The sequence below is a fragment of the Chryseobacterium luteum genome (assembly GCF_000737785.1).
Classification (GTDB): Bacteria; Bacteroidota; Bacteroidia; order Flavobacteriales; family Weeksellaceae; genus Chryseobacterium; species Chryseobacterium luteum.
The window spans coordinates 523,378-542,587 of record NZ_JPRO01000001.1 but is presented as its reverse complement, the minus strand read 5'-3'; the positions used below and the strand labels follow the sequence as shown (position 1 = coordinate 542,587).

Below are 19,210 nucleotides of genomic sequence, written 5' to 3'. Positions count from 1 at the left end.
TTAAATGCTTTATTGAAAAGAAAAACTTCAGGGACGGCCTGAAGTTTTCTATTTTATTTACGGTATTTAATTCCTGATAAATTATTACAGCAGTCCTTTTATATGCTTGTAATTGGATTTCACAGTTTCCAGAACTTCCTCCATCTTACCACCAAGCATCAGCTGGGCCATAGATTTCGTCATTCCCATGACCTGATCAAAGTCTATTTTCGGAGGCAGGGCAAGCGCATTCGGATTGGTAAATATATTAAGAAGATAAGGTCCATTATAGGCCAGGCATTCTTTAATGGCACTTTCCACCTCTTCAGGCTGGTGAACATTTTTCCCCGGATATCCCATTGCCTGCGCAACCATTGCAAAATCCGGATTGATCATATCGGTTTCGTTATCCGGCATACCGCCAACTTCCATTTCCAGCTTTACCATTCCAAGGGTTCTGTTATTGAAAACGATCAGTTTTACCGGAAGTTTATACTGAAAGATGGTCGCCATATCTCCCAAAAGCATTGAAATCCCGCCGTCCCCGCACATCGCAATCACTTCTCTGTCCGGATGAGCCAAAGATGCTCCTATAGCCATCGGCATAGCATTCGCCATAGATCCGTGATTAAAGGAACCCAGCATTTTTCTTTCACCGGTTGCTGTAATAAATCTTGCTCCCCAAACGCAGCACATCCCTGTGTCTACCGTAAAAATAGCATCTTTCTTAGCCAGCTTATCCAGGGTATGGGCAACATATTCAGGCTGAATGGCATTTTCTTTTCCAAAGTCCTTCACGTAGGCAAGCTGGTTTTCTTTTACTTTTTCATAAAATGCAAGCTGCTCATTCAGGAAATGACTGTCTGTCTTTTCTTCCAGCAAGGGTAGTAAAGCTTTGATTGTTTCTTTCACATCTCCTGCCAGACCTAACTCCAGTTTGGCTCTTCTTCCCAATCTTTCCGGGCTTTCGTCGATCTGAACGATTTTATTTTTTACAGGCATGAATTTTTGGTAGGGGAAATCTGTTCCGAGAAGAATCACAAGATCTGCTTCGTGCATGGCATGATAAGCGGACGGGAATCCGAGCAGCCCTGTAAGACCTACTTCGTTGGGATTATTCGGCTGAATGGCCATTTTTCCACGGAAAGAATAGCCTACCGGGGCTTTTAAAAACTTTGACAGTTCTATTACCTCAGCATTGGCTTCTCCTGCTCCGATTCCGCAGTATAGTGTTACTTTTTTACTTTCGTTAATTAAGGCCGCAAGGCTTTTCAATTCATCATCGGAAGGTCTTAATACTGGATTGGTCCTGAATATCTGGGTAGAAGTAGACCCTTCTTCGGCTTCCATTTCTGATACGTCTCCCGGAAGACCGATTACGGCTACTCCTTTTTTGGAAATAGCATGCTGAATAGCGGTCTGCAGTGTTCTCTGTACCTGTTCAGGTCTTGTAATCATCTGGTTATAATGGCTGCAGTCATCAAACAGTTTTATGGTATTGGTTTCCTGGAAGTAATCCATTCCCATTTCATCGCTGGGAATTGTGGAGGCAATGACAAGCATTGGAACGTGAGATTTGTGCGCCTCATAGACTCCATTAATCAGATGAACGTGTCCCGGACCGCAGCTTCCCGCGCATACTGCAAACCCGTCAAGCTCAGCTTCTGCCGCAGCCGCATATGCTCCCACTTCTTCATGCCTTACGTGAATCCACTCGATGCTGCTTTTTTTAACGGCAATATTAAGGTGGTTAAGGCTGTCACCTGTTACTGCATAAATTCTTTTCACATTGGCATTTTCGAGCATTTCAACAATCTGCTCTGCTATGTTTTTGGCCATAATTACTATTTTTTTGGTATTGATATCGGTTATAGAATGGAGGAACGGATACGGAATGATAAATATTGGTCTTTAAAAAATCCTTACCACACTCAAATTTAGATAATAAATTATAATTGTATGTCTGTACGGCATTAAAATTTCAACTTATTTGGAATAACTGTAAAAGAAAAATTCTCACCATTAAGTGTTTTTAACCTGGATTTGGAATAAGAAAATTCGTGAAATCAATTTTATCTTATTGGAAAGGAAAACAAGGACATTTTATTCAGTAAAGAAATATAAAATACTTCCCTTGTATTGCTTATTTGTAAGTGAAACGGCTTTATTCAGCCTAAAAATCAGATGAATGAAATGTTATTGCGTTTATTAGTCCTTATCCCGGAAACAAAAAACTCCACAGATTTTACTGCGGAGTTCTTATAATTTATACTTGATTTTAAATTACTTCTATCTGATTTCTTAACAAGTCTTCAAATTCATCTCTTTTACGGATCAGGTGAGCTTTTCCGTCTAAGAACAGGACTTCAGCTGGTTTTAATCTTGAGTTGAAATTTGAACTCATTTCAAAACCGTAGGCCCCTGCATTGTGGAACGCTAAAACATCGCCCTCTCGTACTTCATTCAGTTTTCTGTCCCAGGCAAATGTATCGGTTTCACAGATGTTTCCTACAACGGTATAGATCCTTTCGGCACCTTTAGGATTAGACAGGTTTTCGATCATATGATAAGAATCGTAGAACATAGGACGGATCAAGTGGTTGAACCCTGAGTTTACTCCAACGAAGACGGTAGCTGTCGTCTGCTTGATCACATTTGCTTTCACTAAAAGATAGCCGCTTTTCCCTACCAGGAATTTTCCCGGTTCAAACCATAGTTCGAATTTTTTTCCTGTGGATTTTGAGAATTCCGAAATAACTTTTTCCACTTTTTTACCCAGAGTTTTTACATCTGTTTCTTCTTCGCTGTCCTGGTACGGAATTTTGAAACCGCTTCCCATATCCAGATATTTCAGATTAGGGAAATGCTCGGAAAGTTCCAGCATAATCTCTAAAGCCTGAAGGAAAACATCCGGGTCTTTGATCTCGCTTCCTGTATGCATATGAAGGCCTTCCACGTTAAGATTGGTGCTTTTCATCACCCTTTCGATATGACGAACCTGATGGATGGAGATTCCAAACTTGCTGTCGATATGTCCCGTTGAAATTTTATAGTTTCCCCCTGCAAAAATATGCGGGTTGATCCTTACAAGAATAGGATATGTATTTCCGTATTTATTCCCGAACTGCTCAAGAATAGAAATGTTATCAATGTTAATATGAACTCCGCAGGTCATTGCTTCTTCTATTTCAGCCAGGTCAACACAATTTGGAGTAAACAATATTTTTTCTTTCGGAAATCCTGCTTTTAATCCAAGTTTCACTTCATTAATAGATACACAATCCAAAGAAGCACCCAGGTTCTTGACATACTTAAGGATATTGATGTTTGTCAATGCCTTCGCTGCATAGAAGAACTTGGTGTGTTTTAAAAAAGAAGATGTAAGTTTTTCGTATTGAATTTTAATCGATTCTGCATCGTAAACATACACCGGTGTACCAAACTCATTGGCAATCTTTAGTAATTCTTTTGAATTCATAATTTTAATTTAACATAAAAAAAGGCAGATTCTTCGAAAAGAGTCTGCCACATTACTTATTTTTATGCAAGGCAACTCTTTTACGTATTCCAAACCTTTGAAAACTTTACAGCTCCCTTTTTTCCGGTTTGTTTTTGTTTAAAATTTTGCATTGCTTCTTTATTATTTTTTGCAAAAGTACTATTTATTTTTTTTACTTCAGGAAAATTAACGGCACCGTCTCTAAATCAATACATAAGCGCACCCTATAAAACCTGTCATTTTCTTTTAAATTCGTAAATGTTATTAATCTTCTTTTGTTATTTTAAGGTCAGTAAAATGCCCCAGTGTTCCCGGTCCAATCCAAAGTCCTATTCCTCCCCGGAGGTTTCCGCCCTGTTTTAAGTCATTAACGATAAGTGTTGGCTGGGAAGCTCCGTTCACATAAAGTTTTGCCGTCTCACCCTTTACCTCTACTTTTACCTTTATCCATTCACCCGGCGCCATATCAGCATAAGCCTCATACTTTTCCGGAGTTTCTTTTCTTAATTTTTCCCATGGATATCCAGGCCAGGAAATATACTGGTCAGAATGGTTCCTGCGAACCTGATCATTGGCACGTCCGTTGGTAGGGCGCAAATAAAAGACTTCCATTTTAGAAATATCTTCCGCCACCCGGAAAGCAATACCTATAAATCCACGAGCCGTTTCACTGGCGGTAGAATTGGGCTGTCCGGAAATCGTTGCTTCAATGATGCCATTATGAAAATCTGTATTTTTCAGTACGGCTAATGTCTTTCATTGGTCACTTCCCTCTGAATTTCTAAAACCAAAGCATTTTTATTCTTATACTTTGCTTCTTTGACAGTTACCTGAGACGGAGCAACATCCGCCGCTTTTAATGCTATCTTCTGCGCTTTTGATAAAAAACAGGTGAAGACACTCAATACAAGAGCACTTACTAATTTTTGACTGATCATAATTGGGATTTTTGACTATCTGAAAATCAATCCAAATATAATAAAAATCAAAATTTCACTGATCAGAAATTTTTATTTCGGTAACGGTAAGGTTTCGAAGTCACCCCGCAACAATGCTAATTGGAGATCATTATGAAGATCCGTAGAAGATAACGGGAGATCAATTTTCAGTTTCGCAATCTTGCTCATCGTTTGAATCTGCGTAAACAGATCATAGAACCCGTAAGACATGATTTTCCCGTTTTCAATGATCAGAAACATTTTTTCACCCAGTTTTCTTCCCTGCCCAAGCCAAAGTTCATTTCTTTTTCTGAAATCAATTTTTTTCATGAAAACATTAATGTCATTAAACTCTTCCTGTAGGCTGATGAACTGAACCGCTTTTGTTCCCTGGGTAAACGACCTGAATTTCAGAATCGGTTTCTCTGTTTTATTCAGTTGGTTCTTTTCAACAATGTATTTATTATTTCTAAAATAAAGTCCGAACGGAAACGCATCCCTTTTTTTGATATTTTTAGAATTAAGGATCAGCTTTGCAATGATATCTGTTCCTGTAAGCTCATAATTGATCTGTTCAACATCTTTCTGGATCTGTTCCCATTTTTTGGATTTGGAATTGAAAACTTTTTTAGAGAATTTATTGATATCCTGAACGTAATCCGACAAAATGATTTTCCCGGCTTCATTCTGAAAATAGACAAAGCCTTTTTCATTGGGAAGGTCCTGGGTGAGGACTTTGATCTTATTTATATAGCTTTTAGCGTTGGTCTCGTCATGCTGTTTCTGGATGATCTCATTTTCAGTGTCTTTTGAGATCAGAAGTTTGAACAGTTCCAATGTTGCTCTTGCGTCACCTTCAGCCCTGTGATGGTTCGTCAATGGGATTCCCAAGGACTTTACCAGCTTGCCCAATGAATAACTTACTTCATCCGGAATCATTTTTTTCGCCAGCGGAATGGTGTCTAAAGTATTGGTCTGAAAGTCATACCCAAGCCTTTTGAAAGACTGACGCAGCATTCTGTAATCAAAGTCAATATTATGACCTACCAAAGTGGTATTTTGGGTAATTTCAATAACTCTTTTTGCTATTTCATGGAACTTTGGAGCGGTTTTTACCATTTTTGGAGTGATGCTCGTCAACTTCTGCACAAAAGGGGTAATATCACTTTCGGGGTTAACGAGAGATATAAACTGGTCCGTGATTTTTTGCCCATCATACCTGTAGATGGCTATATCTATAATGCATTCATGTCTATAACCTGCACCATTACTTTCTATATCTATAATCGAATACATTACAAAATTACTGTTATATAATTGATTTTTTTAAATTAATGCCAACAAACCCCGTCATTACCATTCCGAAGAACAAGGTTACCAAACTTATTACATAACCCATGCCATAGGCCCAAAGTGCCTGTACCTGATCCTGCTGAACATCTTTGACATTTGAAACAAAAACGGCCAACATAATATACAGACCAACCATTGAAACAAGTCCGCCAAACAACTGATACAACCATTTTTTGTCGATCAGAAAGGGCAATCCCGCTAAAATAATAAAAATTACATCAAAAAAGCTAAATTTTGAATGTAAACTGTCCATAATTAAATTCAAAACAGCTAAACCTATAAAATAAAACGAAGCTATTTTTTTCATCAAAATTATTTTTAAAAACTATCTCCTTCTTCCGCCAAGTCCGAACATTCCAAGGAGAGCCTTTGCTCCTTCCCGCATTAAAGTGCTGGTAAAAGTCCTGCCTGCCTTACTTTGAAGTACCTGTTCAAACATTCCCGGCTCTTCTTTCACCGGTTTTGTCTTCTGGGTTGGTGCAGGGTTTTGAGCCGCCTGCTCCATTCTGTCTGTCAGTATCTCATAAGCCGATTCTTTGTCAAGAGGCTGTTCATATTTTGCGACTAAAGAAGATCTTCCTGTCAGTTCCGAGATTTCAGCATCGTTAAGAACATCCATTCTTGATTCCGGAGAGATCAGATAGGTGTGAACGAGAGGTGTAGGAATTCCTTTTTCGTCCAAAACAGTTATAAATGCTTCCCCGATCCCAAGATTCTGAATCAGATTGGATGCATCATAAAACTCTGTTGTAGGATAGTTTTCAACAGCTTTGGTAATTTCTTTTTTATCCTTTGCAGTAAAACCTCTCAACGCATGCTGTATTTTCAAGCCAAGCTGCGACAGCACATTTTCCGGGACATCACCAGGAATCTGTGTGATAAAATAAATTCCGACACCTTTGGAACGGATCAGCTTGACCATCGTTTCTATCTGTGAAAGCAGGGCTTTTGAAGATTCATCAAAGATCAGGTGGGCTTCGTCTATGAAAAGGACCAGTTTAGGTTTTCCGCTGTCTCCTTCTTCAGGAAAGGTCATATAAATTTCGGCAAAAAGCGAAAGCATAAATGTGGAAAACAACTGCGGTTTATTCTGAATCTCCGCTACTCTTAAAATATTTACAACCCCTTTTCCATCTCTGGTTTCGAGAAGGTCATGAACATCAAAGCTCAGTTCACCAAAGAAATCGGCTGCTCCCTGCTGTTCCAGCGCAACGATAGATCTGAGGATAGCTCCTAAAGAAGCAGGAGCAATGGATCCGTAGCTGGCAGCCAGTTCAGCTTTTCCCTGTGCATTATCGGTTACATACTGTAGTACTTTTTTTAAATCGTTTAAGTCAATTAACGGAAGTCCTTTATCATCACAGTATTTGAATACAATTGACATAATACTCTGCTGGGTATCATTAAGTTCAAGGATCTTACTTAGCAGAACGGGACCAAACTCTGTAACGGTAGCTCTTAATTTTACTCCTTTTCCGCCGGAAATGCTCATCAGCTCTACCGGAAATGCCTGCGGGTTGTAAGGAAGCTGCGTTTTTGCGTATCGCTCTTCGATCACCGGATTCATCTGGCCAGCCTCCGCTATTCCGGAAAAGTCGCCTTTAATGTCCAAAACAAGAGAAGGAATCCCGGCGTGTGAAAGCTGCTCTGCAAAAACCTGAAGCGTTTTTGTTTTACCGGTTCCTGTTGCCCCCGCAATAAGGCCGTGGCGGTTGATTGTTTTCAGAGGAATGGTAACATTGACTTCCGGTACCACTTCCCCGTTCAGCATTCCTTTTCCCAATATAATATGTTCTCCTTTCGGGGTATATTTTGTATTTAGTTCTTCAATAAATTGTGTTTTATCTGCCATCTGATTTTTTTAAACTTATAAATATAAAATTTTTTATAAAATATCTCATCACTAAAGTAATAATAGAAAATAACATGAGGGGTATATCCGAGAAATTACTTTTTAAATCCATCACCTGAAATTCTAGTCTGTCAAAAGATAAGGGAATTAAAAAACATCCCTGAAAACAGCACTACATAATTATTTTCATATCTTAAACATGATAAAAAACAGTCTTATCAACAGCCTGTCTCAACTTCCTGCTTCTCATTTGAAAACAAAGGGTTTTACGGCTTGCTGCTCTTTAATAATTGAAAGAAACTATCGTGTGAATTTAACATTTCATTCACATTTCATCTAATACTTCGTATCTTTATCTAAAATTTAAAAAAGATCCCAATGAAAATTGAACAAATATATACGGGCTGTCTGGCTCAGGGTGCCTATTATATTGTATCAGAGAATGAAGCTGCCATTATTGATCCGCTGAGAGAGGTAAAACCTTATCTGGATCGCCTTGAAAAAGATAATGTTACCTTAAAATATATTTTCGAGACCCATTTCCACGCTGATTTTGTTTCGGGACATTTGGATCTAAGTAAAAAAACAGGAGCTCCTATTGTTTATGGACCTACTGCCCAGCCTGCATTTGAGGCTATCATTGCTGAAGATAACCAGATCTTTGAGATCGGGAACATAACAATAAAAGTACTGCATACTCCGGGACATACCATGGAGAGCACCACTTATCTTCTAATCGACGAAAATGGCACTGAAACGGCTATTTTTACCGGCGACACATTATTTTTAGGAGATGTTGGAAGACCTGATCTTGCCCAAAAAGTGACCAATCTTACTCAGGAAGATCTTGCAGGGATCCTTTATGAAAGCCTTCACAACAAGATTTTACCGTTGGATGACAGCATAACCGTCTATCCAGCTCATGGTGCCGGCTCTGCATGCGGAAAGAATATGCAGAAGGAAACAGTGGATATATTGGGAAACCAGAAGAAAACCAATTATGCACTTAATCAGCCGGACAAAGAATCTTTCATCAGAGAAGTTCTTGACGGCCTTACCGCTCCTCCGAAATACTTCGGCATGAACGTAGCAATGAATAAAGACGGATATGAAAGCCTGGATGTAGTGATGAATAAAGGTCTAAATCCGGTTACTGCAGAAGACTTCGAAGCATTGGCAGAAGAAACCGGAGCTTTAATTCTGGATACCAGAAGTGCTGCGGAATTCCATAAAGGATTTATTCCCAACTCTATCAACATAGGCCTTAGGGGAGATTTTGCTCCCTGGGCAGGAAATATGATCGTAGATGTAAAACACCCTATTTTGCTTGTAAGTGATGAGGGTACTGAAGAAGAAGTCATCACAAGACTGAGCAGAGTGGGCTTTGATAATGTTGTGGGATATCTGGACGGCAGTTTCAGCACCTGGAAAAATGCAGGTAAAGAAACTGATGAGATCAAAAGGATTTCCCCTGCTGAATTTGCAGAAGAATTCACAGAAAATGCCAAAGTAATTGACGTAAGAAAATTAAGCGAATATTCTGCTGAACATGTTGACAATGCGTTCAACAAACCACTGGATGCCATCAGCGATTGGGTAAAAACCATTGATGATTCTGAACATTTCTTTCTTCACTGCGCCGGAGGGTACAGAAGCATGATCGCAGCAAGCGTACTTAACTCTCACGGAATCAGAAATTTCACTGAAATAGAAGGAGGATTCAACGGCATCAAAAAGACAGAAAAATTACCTACCACAGATTTTGTATGCCAATCAAAAACGCTGTAAGATGAAAGGAAAGCTTTTTGCATTTATGGCTACGATTTTAACATTATCAGCCTGTAAAACAGCAGATATAAGCCAGGTACCGAGGGCAGACATCAGGGAAATAGTCAACAGTTCAGATGTCACATTGGTCGATGTAAGGATACCTGAACAATATGAAGCGGGAACAGCAAGAGGGGCTGTCAATATTCCATTAGCTGAAATCCAGAACAATATTAATTCTCTGAAAGGTAAAAAAGTGGTTGTTTTTTGCAATATGGGAATTCAGGCTGATCAGGCTATGGAAATCTTAAAGAAAAACGGCGTGGAAGCTTATGATGGAACCACCTGGAAAAATGTGAAAGCAATTCAGGACGAGAAAAAGTTTACAAAATAAAAATACTGTACCATTAAGATTTATTCTTGAATCTTAATGATTTAAATAAAAAACCAAAACTATGTCACAAAAATTTCAGGAAATCATTAATTCGGAAAGGCCTGTACTTATTGACTTTTTTGCCACTTGGTGCCAGCCATGCAAAGTACAGTCATCTGTGTTGAATACCGTAAAGGAAAACATAGGTGAAGGAGCAAGAATCATTAAAGTAGATGTAGACCAATATCCTGCTCTGGCAGCACAGTACGGTGTACGTGGAGTTCCTACTCTGGCAGTCTTTAAAAACGGAGAACTCTTATGGAAAGAAAGCGGTGTACATGATGTGAATACACTCACGGAACTGCTTAAACAATATTCTTAAACTGTGATTTTTCACAGTTTTTTTTAAACCATTAAGAGCTGTTGAGAAAACCTTAATGGTCTAAAATTATAATTGAATTGAGAACCGGTCTCTGTCATTCAGGAACTGGAAGTGTTGTCTGAAATCCTTTAATTCGTCCATACTCAATTCTGCGGAAACTATATTTCCATTCTTTTGGGAAATTTCCTTCCCGTCTGCAAAAAAGCAGTGTGAGCTTTCCTGATAAAAAAGATGATTCCCATCTGTTCCAATTCTATTGAGCCCAAACACAAAAGACAGGTTTTCGATGGCCCGTGCTTTTAGCAGATGCTCCCAGGCTCCCACTCTCTTTTCAGGCCAGTTGGCAACATACAAAATGGCGTCATAATCATCATTATTTCTTGCAAAAACAGGAAAACGAAGGTCATAACACACCTGAAGTAAGATTCTAAACCCCTTATAGTTCACAATCACCCTTTTATGTCCCGGAGAATACACTTGATCTTCTCCTGAAAAAGAAAAGAGATGTCTTTTATCATAGAAAACAGCTTCGGAACCAGGCTGCACAAAATACATTCTGTTATAAAAACGTCCGCCCTGCTCTACCGGGGCACTTCCACAAAAGGCTGCATTTTTTTCTTTTGACATTTTTTTCAGAAACTCCAGGGATTCTTCATGTCTGTCCGAAACTTCAGCCGCATCCATGCAGAAACCGGTAGAGAACATTTCCGGCAGAAGGAAAATGTCTGCTTCCAGATCTTTAAGCTGTTCTTCGATCAATTGAAAATTTTTGCCTTTATTTTTCCAGACAATATCTAAATTAAGTCCTGCAATTCTCATAAACTTTGTTAAATAACTTCAATAAAAATACGATTTTCCAATGATTTCGGTTCTATTTTTGATGAGGATATTTTCATTATTATCATTTAATAAAAGTAAAGTTTATGAAGAAATTGTTTTTTGTGCTGATGATCGCTTTTTTCGGAACAACAGCCAATGCGCAGGCGTACACAGGTAAAGGCGACCAAAAGATCCAGCTGGGACTGAGTGCGTGGGGATACGGAACCGGGGTTACGGGGACTTATGATTACGGGCTGAATAAGCTGATATCCGTAGGAGCCGGACTTAATGCTTATTTTAGTGATTATAAAGATCATGATAAAGACAACCGTGTTTTCGTCTTCGGAAGACTGAATTTCCATCTTCAGGAAGCCCTTGATCTGTCCTCCAAATGGGACATCTATCCGGGGGTAGATGTTGGCGTGCTGGGTAAGGATTTCGGAATTGGAGCACACATCGGAGCACGTTACTTTTTCACGGAGAAAGTGGGCGTTTTTGCAGAAGTCGGCAACAACGGCAGTATAGGTGTTTCTTTCAATTTGTAAGATTAACCCAATATATGACAAAGCTTCTCATTTAGAGGGGCTTTTTTATTTGGCATAGTTTTGATAATTGTTACCTTTGCAAATTAAAATCTAAAATTAATTAATGGAATTAGCAATCAAGATTTTCCAGTTCATACTAAGTATTTCTATTTTAGTGGTTCTTCATGAGCTTGGACACTTTTTACCGGCAAAATGGTTTAAGACCAGGGCTGAGAAATTCTTCCTGTTTTTCGATCCATGGTTTTCTATCTTTTCAATGAAGAAGATCAACGGAAAATGGCAGTATAAATTTCTCTCCAAAAACCTTCCCGACACAGAAACTATCGTAGTAGACGGAAAAGAGAAAGAAGTTCCTATCGATATATCACAACTTTCTGACAGCGACTGGAGAAAACATCCTGAACAGACGAAATACGGCATCGGATGGCTTCCTTTCGGCGGCTATGTGAAAATTGCAGGAATGATCGATGAAAGCATGGATAAAGAGCAGATGAAAAAACCTGCACAGCCATGGGAATTCAGATCCAAACCGGCATGGCAGAGACTGATCATCATGCTGGGCGGAGTTACTGTTAACTTTTTCCTGGCCTGGATCATTTTCGGATGCCTTTCTTATTTTAACGGAGAGACTTCTTTTGATACAACCAAAGTGGAAACTCCTATGCATTATACCAATGTTGCCAAAGCAATGGGTTTTGAAGATGGTGACAAGATCTTAAAAGTAGACGGAAAGGTTCAGAACAATCTGGATAAACTGTCTTTAGATATCTTATTAAGTGACCAGGTAACAGTTTTAAGAAAAGGAAAAGAGGTTACTTTTAACACGAATGATGACGGGAAAGCACTGGCCTTCAAAGATGAAAACCCCAGAGCATTCCTTACGCCAAGATATGCCCCTGTAATTGATACGATTGTGAATCCTAAAACAGCTGAAGCTGGTTTAAAAATAGGTGATAAGGTTATTTCAGTGAACGGCCAGAAGATCAATTATTATGATGAATTGCAAAATGTCGTTATAAAAAATGCGGGCAAAGCTATTAATATGGAGGTATTAAGAGCTGGAGCACTACAACCGTTAAGTCTTGAAGTTTCTAAGGAAGGAACGTTAGGAATTGCTTCTTACAAGCAGCTTGAAAAGTTTGCTAACACACAGCATTTTACTTTTGTACAATCTGTCGGAAGAGGGTTTACAAGAAGTATTGAGAGCCTGACCTATCAGGTTAAACAGTTTAAACTGGTATTCAACAAGAAAGTTCAGGGCTACAAGAAGGTGGGAGGTCCACTGGCAATCATCAAGAATATGCCGGTAGAGAGATCGAAAGACGGGGCCGTATCTGTTAACTGGAGCTTATTCTGGAGCTTTACAGCAATGTTCTCTGTCTGGTTGGCATTCCTGAACCTTATTCCTATCCCGGGACTTGACGGAGGGCACGTTTTATTTACTTTATGGGAAGTGATTACGGGGAAACCTGTTCCTCAGAAAGTATTGGAAAATGCACAGATGATCGGGGTTATCTTCCTGTTAGGATTGATGTTACTGATCTTTGGAAGTGATATCTTTAAGGCACTTACAGGCAGCTTATAATTTTTTTGAATTTTTTCTAAAAAATATTTGTACGGTATAAATATTCGTCCTATATTTGCACCACTTAAAACAAAGGACATTCCTCCTTAGCTCAGTTGGTTAGAGCATCTGACTGTTAATCAGAGGGTCGCTGGTTCGAGCCCAGCAGGAGGAGCAAAAAAAGTCGCCAAATTGGCGACTTTTTTTCGTTTGTGGTCTTTTCATAAACAAAGCTATCCGCTCATAAACGTTCGAAGTACAGAATAAGATTATGGGGGATCAAGTGCAAAAGTTGGGGACTAGGCAAAAAGCTGAGCTAATCTGAAGAGAAAAAATGATTTATCTCTTACCCCTCTGAGTTGTAATCTGAAATTTTTTATTTTCGCATTGAACGATTCAGCTGAAGCATTTGTACTTCTTTGGTCAAAGTAGTTGAGAATGTCATTATAATGATTCATAATAGTTTTCTTAAGGACCGAGAATGTTTTAAACCCCGATTCTTCCACTTCCTTGAACCAATGTGCCAATTTGAGCATTGCCACGGGTTTTTGAATGTTTTGATTGTAGATTTTCCTCAGACCATCCGATAAATTGTAGGCTTTTTCTAAATCAGGATACTCCGGGAACAAGATTTCTGCTCTTTGTTTTTGCGATGGAGTCCACTTTTCCCGGCTTTTGTAGAGTAAATACCGGCTTCTTGCTAAGAGTTGTTTTCGGGTGTCGCCGTTTTCGAAAACTTCAATTTCAGGATTTTTTTTATATTCTTTTGCCTCTGCAAGCATTGTGTTTTCTACATCAATGGCTTTCCAACGATGTTGTACTCTGATTTCCTGCAATGCTTCTGTGGCGAGTTTTTGAACGTGGAATCTATCCACAACCTGTACTGCATTGGGGAAACATCTTTTGGCAATCAACTTCATAGAACCAGCCATGTCGAGCGTCACTTCTTTTACTTTCAACCTGGATTTTCTATTGATTTTTAAAAGGTTTCCTATCACCGTATCGCTCCTGGTTCCTTTAATGATGGAAACTATACTCCCTTTTCTCCCTTTTGCTTTTTTGGAAGTGAGCACACTGTACAATTCGCCATCAGAAAGGGCAACTTCATCCAAAGAAAGCTGGGTTGAGAGGTTTTCAGGGTAGAGAATCCAATCTTCAGCGTGCGGTTTTTGCCTCCAATCTCTAAAATTACTGATGTTTTGTTTGTACTGTCTTTGGAATTTTTTACCATCCACGCCGTACATCTCACCAATTATTTTGCAGGGAAGCGCTCTAGTATCGGCTGATTTTTTTTAAGAACTCCGCAAAATCACTTGTCATGCGGGTTCCTTTGGCAATGAGATTCCAATCTCTCTGGACGATGTGTCCTGATTTTGTATCCGTCCATCTTCTGCGTTTGATGTGAAGCTTCACGGTTTTCCCCCGGAGAGGAAAGTCATCTGCCATGATTTCCGGAAGAAAACCTTTTGACTGCAGTATGAGTAAAGAAAACTCTTTCGGAGCTGTATTTTTCTCCTCAAAATAAATATGTAGAATTTTGTTCTCTTCTTCAAATTTTACAATTTCAAAATGTTCAATCAGAAGTTCCGGCAAAAATAATTTAAGGAGTTCGGCATCATTTAACATTCAACAAAATTATCACTTTTTATTTTTCTCCCCAACTTTTGAGATTGATCCATTATGGGTTTTTTTGACAATTCTCGAACCGCTATATTTCTTAATACTCACAATAGAGGTTTCCATTTAGTATTCCACTAGATTTCATCAGAATCATCTTATTCAAAAAATTACACAAATGGGTAATTGGTTAACCATTATTAATTGTTCAATTTTGACAATAAATCAAATTTAACCAAACTATTCAAAGAAATTCTTCCAGAGTGATAATATTTTTTGAAAAGAAATTTTATCACTTTATAAAAACCAGTAATGAATTTGTTTAAACTTCTTTGTTGGAAAATCGCAAAGGTGCAAAACTTTAAACTGTATGGATGTTTTCAGGCGCAAGAAAATCAAGATTTTCGGCAAAAACTCTATAATAAAAGTTAGAAATTTTATCGCAGATAAAATGTTTGTGCCTTAAAACGGCTTTTATAATCTAATTTACGCCTTTGCGACTGGCCAACTATATAAGATAAACAGATTTAATATAAAAATATCTCACAAGTAACTTTCATATAAAATTCTCCATCAATCAAAAGGCTGATTCTAATATTGCATAAGGATAATAAATTTAATGCGTGAATTAGAATGTTAGCAGCAATCCCATTATAACCATAAACTAAAAATTAATATTATGACAACTAAAATTTCTACTATTCCAAAAAACAACGACAGAGGAAGACATGTAGAGTCTTTACAAAAAAAATTACTTGATTTAGGGTTTAATCCTAACGGATTAGACGGTATTTTTGGTAATGGCACAAAAACAGCCCTTAAAAATTTCCAACGCTCGATTGGCTTACCTGACACAGGGATAATTGACAATACAACTCTCTCAGAACTTGACTTAGAAGTAAAAACAGAAATCGACAGTAAACCCGAAATTGCAATATCAGATATTGTAGATAAAAAGGATATTACAAATACTGAATGGAGCAATAGAGGTAAGGCTGTCTGGGGGTACTATCATGGAATGGCACTCATGTACGCCGCCTTATATGTAAGGCTCAAGAATGGAGATCCAATTGTAAAAGAAATGGCGAAAACACTTAGCCCAGATATAGATAGAGACGCATTAAAAAGATTTGATGAAGTATTTGCCAGTAGCGGAATGAGCAATCTTAGTGAAAAAGACCGGCTAAGACACTTATTTGGACTTATGTTTGGACTTGGCGTAATGGAAAGTAACGGAAAACATTGTGCGGGTAGAGATACAACCATGAACTTCGATCATGGTGATGATACAGAAGCAGGATTATTCCAGACAAGCTATAATGTAAGAAGCGTTGCAAGAGATAAGCTATCACAGGTATTTGAGAAATACAGGACATCAAAACGAAATGGATTTTTACAATACTTCAAAAAGGGATTTGAATATTATTACACTAAGAATTATGGCACAGGAGACGCACAAGAGTTTCAAAGGTTATCAAAAGAGTGTCCGGCATTTTCGATAGAATTTACTGCCATAGCATTAAGAAATGTATCTAATCATTGGGCTCCCGTAAAACATAATGAAGACACCAGACGAGGATTACAGATAAATATTGAATGTAATGACCTTTTAAAACAAGTAGAGTTATATGTAGATGAATATGGATTTGAGACTAATGAGATAGATTTAACTGAATACATGGTAGAAATAACTCCTACTATTGATATAACTGAACCAAGGCAGAGAGATGACTTAAAAGAAATTGCATTAAGAAATGCAATTGAAATTGGACAAAAAGAACAACTTGAAAAAATATTTGACCGCTACCCTGAAAGCAAAGCGAACTATTGGGCAGTAATAGATTTCAACAAACCAAGCTCAGAGAAAAGATTATTTATTTTTGATTTAAAAAACAAAAATTATAAATCATATTTGGTAGCTCATGGTAAAAATTCAGGGGAATTACTTGCAATAGATTTTTCCAACAAAATTGGTTCCAACAAATCAAGTTTGGGTATATTCAAAACAGCAGAAACATATCATGGGAAACACGGACTTTCATTAAGACTGGATGGGAAAGAATCTACCAATTCAAATACAAGAGAAAGAGACATTGTAATTCACCAGGCAGACTATGTGGTTTCTAATTACATGGGGACAGGCAGAGCCGGACGTTCAGAAGGTTGTTTTGCAATAAACCCTGCTCAAATCAGCGAAGTCATTGAGAACCTAAAAAACGGCTCATACATTATTGTCTGGGCAAAGAACAAATAAACAGCGGGTACTAGATAATAATCTAATAAAGCCTTATAAATCAAAATATTATGAAAATACTCTTGATAACAGAAATATAGGGTTTTTAACGCCTTTACATTCTTGGCGAACCGGGAATCCGTACACTTACATAAGCATCTTAATTATTCATAAATTGAGAACTCAGGAAAGCCGTTGATTATTTCCAGCCATTCCTGAGTTCTGACGAGTTATCCAATGCTGAAATTGATTGATAAGAAAAAATCAGATTCAGCAAACCTATTACAAAAAAACAGAGCATTACTGGTCAACAAAGTTTTTATAGTGGACTTGAACGCTACATTCTTCATTTATCCGAAGAATATTGGAGTTATCTAAAAAATTTCTGAAATATTTCTTACTGAAATTCAGCATTTTTAGTCAAAAATCACCGTTAATTAAGGATAAAATTTGCCTGATATTAATATTCCTTTTATATTTGCAGCACCTTAAACAGAGGAAAAATTCCTCCTTAGCTCAGTTGGTTAGAGCATCTGACTGTTAATCAGAGGGTCGCTGGTTCGAGCCCAGCAGGAGGAGCAAAAAGACTTACAGAAATGTAGGTCTTTTTTTATGTCCTGAATCCAGATACCGGATTACCAGATCTTGAAACGGGATCAATACCAAAACGGATCAGAGTTTCAATACCATCCTTATAGTTGTCCATTAAATTATCTTCAGTTTTTTCTTTTAGTCTTGATCTAGCTCATTGATATTTCATTTTTTCTGTTTTTAAATGTTGTTAAGAAACCCTTTACCAATTGTATTGATATGTCAAAATTTTCGAACAGCCGAACTTAGATTTCAAATTTTTAAAATTTAACCGTTTTAAGTTAGTACGAAAATAAAAGCCAATACAAGCTCAATATACATTCCTGTCAAAGTTGGAATAAACATCTATCAATGTACATCTTATGATCAGGTTATTAAATTATCAAAAATTAGAGTTATTAAAGAAATAAGCTTTATTACTCCATAAAAAATCAATTATTTTTTATTAATTCACAATCAAATTGTTTAATTTATTAGAAATAATCTATTTTTTTTATTATAATTGCATCTTTATAGATAACTCACTACATGATGGTAATTGATGAAATTCTAAAGTATATTGCAGAAAGCATTATTCAAACCCACAATAAGAATAATAATGGTTTACTATCGGGACTTACCGGGGAAACCATTTTTTTACTGGAATATTCTAAAATAAATCCGGATTATGAAAAATATGTTGAAGACTTTATAGATGAAATAAATGATTCTATAGAAAAAGGAATTATATACCACAGCCATTGCGCAGGGATGCCCGGAATAGTTTCAGGACTTGATTATATCTACCGAGGATATTACGAAGAAGATTACGATGCCGCATTTGATTTTTTAAGTGATGATATTGAAGAATACATTTCTTCACAGCTTGATGAATGTCTGACCACAAAAAATATTGATTTTCTGCATGGCGCTATAGGAATAGGGTTTTATTACATAAAACGCTTCGAAAACGGAAACTTAAGTGCTAAAGATAAGATAACAAGCATACTTAATTACCTGGAAGAAAATGCTATTGTAGAAGACTCTATCGTTAAATGGTATATGAATCACAACAGTACAGGTTTTAATATTTCTATATCCCATGGAATTTCAAGCATTGTTATATTCCTTTCTAAAATTATTTCTTTACAAACAACCTTCGGCAACGATGTTCCGTTTTTATTAGAAGGTGCTGTTAATTATATTTTATCCCAGGAAATTGATAAAAATAAATATGGTTCTTATTTTCCATATGCTTCCATTGAAGAAAAAGAAGAGTTTAGCAGACTGGCATGGTGCTACGGAGACCTGGGAATTGGACTGGCCCTGTTAAACGCCTCAGAAGCACTTAAAAAAGAGGAATGGCACAAAAAAGCCTTAGAAATCTTTGACTTCTCAACAACACGAAAAGATCCGGCAGAAAACATAGTACTTGACGCACCGATCTGCCATGGCAGTTCAGGTATTGCACTGATATTTTTCATTGTTTATCAGCAGACTAAACAGAAAAAGTATTTAGATGCTGCACAGTACTGGGAGACTAAAACCTTAGAATTAATGCAAAAACAAGATCCCATGATCAATTGCTTTTATGATGCTAAAAAAGGTGAATTTACCAGCAACTTAAGCCTTTTAGAAGGACTGGCCGGTGTTGGTCTTGTGTTTTTAAAAATGAACTCCGATAATAATGCTGTCTGGCATGAATTCCTATTAGTTTAA

At 37.5% G+C, this 19,210-nt stretch carries 17 protein-coding genes and 2 tRNA genes; 9 read left to right on the top strand and 10 right to left on the bottom strand.

Annotation, left to right across the window (positions count from 1 at the left end):
• Positions 1-84 precede the first annotated feature (84 nt).
• From IX38_RS02525 to IX38_RS02495, 7 genes are all read right to left on the bottom strand, one after another.
• On the bottom strand, positions 85-1,818 hold the full coding sequence (locus tag IX38_RS02525; RefSeq protein WP_034701253.1) for a thiamine pyrophosphate-dependent enzyme: 1,734 nt from the start codon (positions 1,816-1,818) through the stop codon (positions 85-87).
• A 439-nt stretch (positions 1,819-2,257) separates the two neighbouring features.
• Entirely contained in the window at positions 2,258-3,457 is a 1,200-nt protein-coding gene (gene lysA, locus IX38_RS02520; RefSeq protein WP_185097667.1) for a diaminopimelate decarboxylase, read from the bottom strand.
• A gap of 285 nt (positions 3,458-3,742) precedes the next feature.
• On the bottom strand, positions 3,743-4,090 hold the full coding sequence (locus tag IX38_RS02515) for a hypothetical protein (protein WP_131368630.1): 348 nt from the start codon (positions 4,088-4,090) through the stop codon (positions 3,743-3,745).
• Positions 4,091-4,224: 134 nt separating this feature from the next.
• Positions 4,225-4,416, bottom strand: a complete 192-nt coding sequence (locus IX38_RS02510) for a hypothetical protein (RefSeq protein WP_034701251.1) — start codon at positions 4,414-4,416, stop codon at positions 4,225-4,227.
• A 72-nt stretch (positions 4,417-4,488) separates the two neighbouring features.
• The gene (locus IX38_RS02505) at positions 4,489-5,712 is read right to left on the bottom strand and encodes a 3'-5' exonuclease (protein WP_034701250.1); all 1,224 of its coding nucleotides are present in this window, start codon (positions 5,710-5,712) and stop codon (positions 4,489-4,491) included.
• Positions 5,713-5,725: 13 nt separating this feature from the next.
• A complete protein-coding gene (locus tag IX38_RS02500; RefSeq protein WP_034701249.1) occupies positions 5,726-6,076 on the bottom strand; it encodes a hypothetical protein in 351 nt (116 codons plus the stop codon).
• Between the two features lie 18 nt (positions 6,077-6,094).
• Complete coding sequence (locus IX38_RS02495; RefSeq protein WP_034701248.1) at positions 6,095-7,621, bottom strand: helicase HerA-like domain-containing protein; 1,527 nt, start codon at positions 7,619-7,621, stop codon at positions 6,095-6,097.
• Positions 7,622-7,999: 378 nt separating this feature from the next.
• Here IX38_RS02495 and IX38_RS02490 point away from each other — a divergent pair, with 378 nt between their 5' ends.
• The 3 genes from IX38_RS02490 (at position 8,000) to IX38_RS02480 (ending at position 10,143) form a co-directional block, all read left to right on the top strand.
• Positions 8,000-9,409, top strand: coding sequence for an MBL fold metallo-hydrolase (locus IX38_RS02490; protein ID WP_034701247.1), 1,410 nt, complete (start codon positions 8,000-8,002; stop codon positions 9,407-9,409).
• A gap of 1 nt (position 9,410) precedes the next feature.
• A complete protein-coding gene (locus tag IX38_RS02485; RefSeq protein ID WP_051884402.1) occupies positions 9,411-9,782 on the top strand; it encodes a rhodanese-like domain-containing protein in 372 nt (123 codons plus the stop codon).
• Positions 9,783-9,843: 61 nt separating this feature from the next.
• On the top strand, positions 9,844-10,143 hold the full coding sequence (locus IX38_RS02480) for a thioredoxin family protein (protein WP_034701246.1): 300 nt from the start codon (positions 9,844-9,846) through the stop codon (positions 10,141-10,143).
• A 66-nt stretch (positions 10,144-10,209) separates the two neighbouring features.
• Here IX38_RS02480 and IX38_RS02475 read toward each other — a convergent pair whose 3' ends face one another.
• Positions 10,210-10,962, bottom strand: a complete 753-nt coding sequence (locus tag IX38_RS02475) for a nitrilase-related carbon-nitrogen hydrolase (RefSeq protein ID WP_034701245.1) — start codon at positions 10,960-10,962, stop codon at positions 10,210-10,212.
• 104 nt (positions 10,963-11,066) lie between these two features.
• Here IX38_RS02475 and IX38_RS02470 point away from each other — a divergent pair, with 104 nt between their 5' ends.
• From IX38_RS02470 to IX38_RS02460, 3 genes are all read left to right on the top strand, one after another.
• Positions 11,067-11,507 carry a DUF6646 family protein gene (locus IX38_RS02470; protein WP_034701244.1) on the top strand — a complete coding sequence of 147 codons (441 nt, stop codon included), beginning with the start codon at positions 11,067-11,069 and terminating at the stop codon, positions 11,505-11,507.
• Positions 11,508-11,610: 103 nt separating this feature from the next.
• The gene (gene rseP, locus IX38_RS02465) at positions 11,611-13,092 is read left to right on the top strand and encodes an RIP metalloprotease RseP (protein WP_034701243.1); all 1,482 of its coding nucleotides are present in this window, start codon (positions 11,611-11,613) and stop codon (positions 13,090-13,092) included.
• An 80-nt stretch (positions 13,093-13,172) separates the two neighbouring features.
• Positions 13,173-13,246, top strand: a tRNA-Asn gene (locus IX38_RS02460).
• Positions 13,247-13,370: 124 nt separating this feature from the next.
• Here IX38_RS02460 and IX38_RS02455 read toward each other — a convergent pair.
• Together IX38_RS02455 and IX38_RS02450 are read right to left on the bottom strand one after the other, a co-directional pair.
• A complete protein-coding gene (locus tag IX38_RS02455) occupies positions 13,371-14,315 on the bottom strand; it encodes an ISAon1 family transposase (RefSeq protein ID WP_051884401.1) in 945 nt (314 codons plus the stop codon).
• Between the two features lie 28 nt (positions 14,316-14,343).
• Positions 14,344-14,697: an ISAon1 family transposase N-terminal region protein gene (locus IX38_RS02450; RefSeq protein ID WP_034701241.1), complete on the bottom strand. Its 354-nt coding sequence runs from the start codon at positions 14,695-14,697 to the stop codon at positions 14,344-14,346.
• Positions 14,698-15,367: 670 nt separating this feature from the next.
• Here IX38_RS02450 and IX38_RS21825 point away from each other — a divergent pair.
• The 3 genes from IX38_RS21825 (at position 15,368) to IX38_RS02430 (ending at position 19,210) form a co-directional block, all read left to right on the top strand.
• Positions 15,368-16,942: a murein L,D-transpeptidase catalytic domain-containing protein gene (locus IX38_RS21825; RefSeq protein ID WP_051884399.1), complete on the top strand. Its 1,575-nt coding sequence runs from the start codon at positions 15,368-15,370 to the stop codon at positions 16,940-16,942.
• A gap of 484 nt (positions 16,943-17,426) precedes the next feature.
• Positions 17,427-17,500: transfer RNA gene (locus tag IX38_RS02435), tRNA-Asn, on the top strand.
• Positions 17,501-18,040: 540 nt separating this feature from the next.
• Positions 18,041-19,210: a lanthionine synthetase LanC family protein gene (locus IX38_RS02430; RefSeq protein WP_034701240.1), complete on the top strand. Its 1,170-nt coding sequence runs from the start codon at positions 18,041-18,043 to the stop codon at positions 19,208-19,210.

Bases quoted from the DNA above. Each gene is read 5' to 3' on its own strand.
- IX38_RS02525 (WP_034701253.1), bottom strand. From the start codon at position 1,818: ATGGCCAAAAACATAGCAGAGCAGATTGTTGAAATGCTCGAAAATGCC.
- lysA (WP_185097667.1), bottom strand. From the start codon at position 3,457: ATGAATTCAAAAGAATTACTAAAGATTGCCAATGAGTTTGGTACACCG.
- IX38_RS02515 (WP_131368630.1), bottom strand. From the start codon at position 4,090: ATGGAAGTCTTTTATTTGCGCCCTACCAACGGACGTGCCAATGATCAG.
- IX38_RS02510 (WP_034701251.1), bottom strand. From the start codon at position 4,416: ATGATCAGTCAAAAATTAGTAAGTGCTCTTGTATTGAGTGTCTTCACC.
- IX38_RS02505 (WP_034701250.1), bottom strand. From the start codon at position 5,712: ATGTATTCGATTATAGATATAGAAAGTAATGGTGCAGGTTATAGACAT.
- IX38_RS02500 (WP_034701249.1), bottom strand. From the start codon at position 6,076: ATGAAAAAAATAGCTTCGTTTTATTTTATAGGTTTAGCTGTTTTGAAT.
- IX38_RS02495 (WP_034701248.1), bottom strand. From the start codon at position 7,621: ATGGCAGATAAAACACAATTTATTGAAGAACTAAATACAAAATATACC.
- IX38_RS02490 (WP_034701247.1), top strand. From the start codon at position 8,000: ATGAAAATTGAACAAATATATACGGGCTGTCTGGCTCAGGGTGCCTAT.
- IX38_RS02485 (WP_051884402.1), top strand. From the start codon at position 9,411: ATGAAAGGAAAGCTTTTTGCATTTATGGCTACGATTTTAACATTATCA.
- IX38_RS02480 (WP_034701246.1), top strand. From the start codon at position 9,844: ATGTCACAAAAATTTCAGGAAATCATTAATTCGGAAAGGCCTGTACTT.
- IX38_RS02475 (WP_034701245.1), bottom strand. From the start codon at position 10,962: ATGAGAATTGCAGGACTTAATTTAGATATTGTCTGGAAAAATAAAGGC.
- IX38_RS02470 (WP_034701244.1), top strand. From the start codon at position 11,067: ATGAAGAAATTGTTTTTTGTGCTGATGATCGCTTTTTTCGGAACAACA.
- rseP (WP_034701243.1), top strand. From the start codon at position 11,611: ATGGAATTAGCAATCAAGATTTTCCAGTTCATACTAAGTATTTCTATT.
- IX38_RS02455 (WP_051884401.1), bottom strand. From the start codon at position 14,315: ATGTACGGCGTGGATGGTAAAAAATTCCAAAGACAGTACAAACAAAAC.
- IX38_RS02450 (WP_034701241.1), bottom strand. From the start codon at position 14,697: ATGTTAAATGATGCCGAACTCCTTAAATTATTTTTGCCGGAACTTCTG.
- IX38_RS21825 (WP_051884399.1), top strand. From the start codon at position 15,368: ATGACAACTAAAATTTCTACTATTCCAAAAAACAACGACAGAGGAAGA.
- IX38_RS02430 (WP_034701240.1), top strand. From the start codon at position 18,041: ATGATGGTAATTGATGAAATTCTAAAGTATATTGCAGAAAGCATTATT.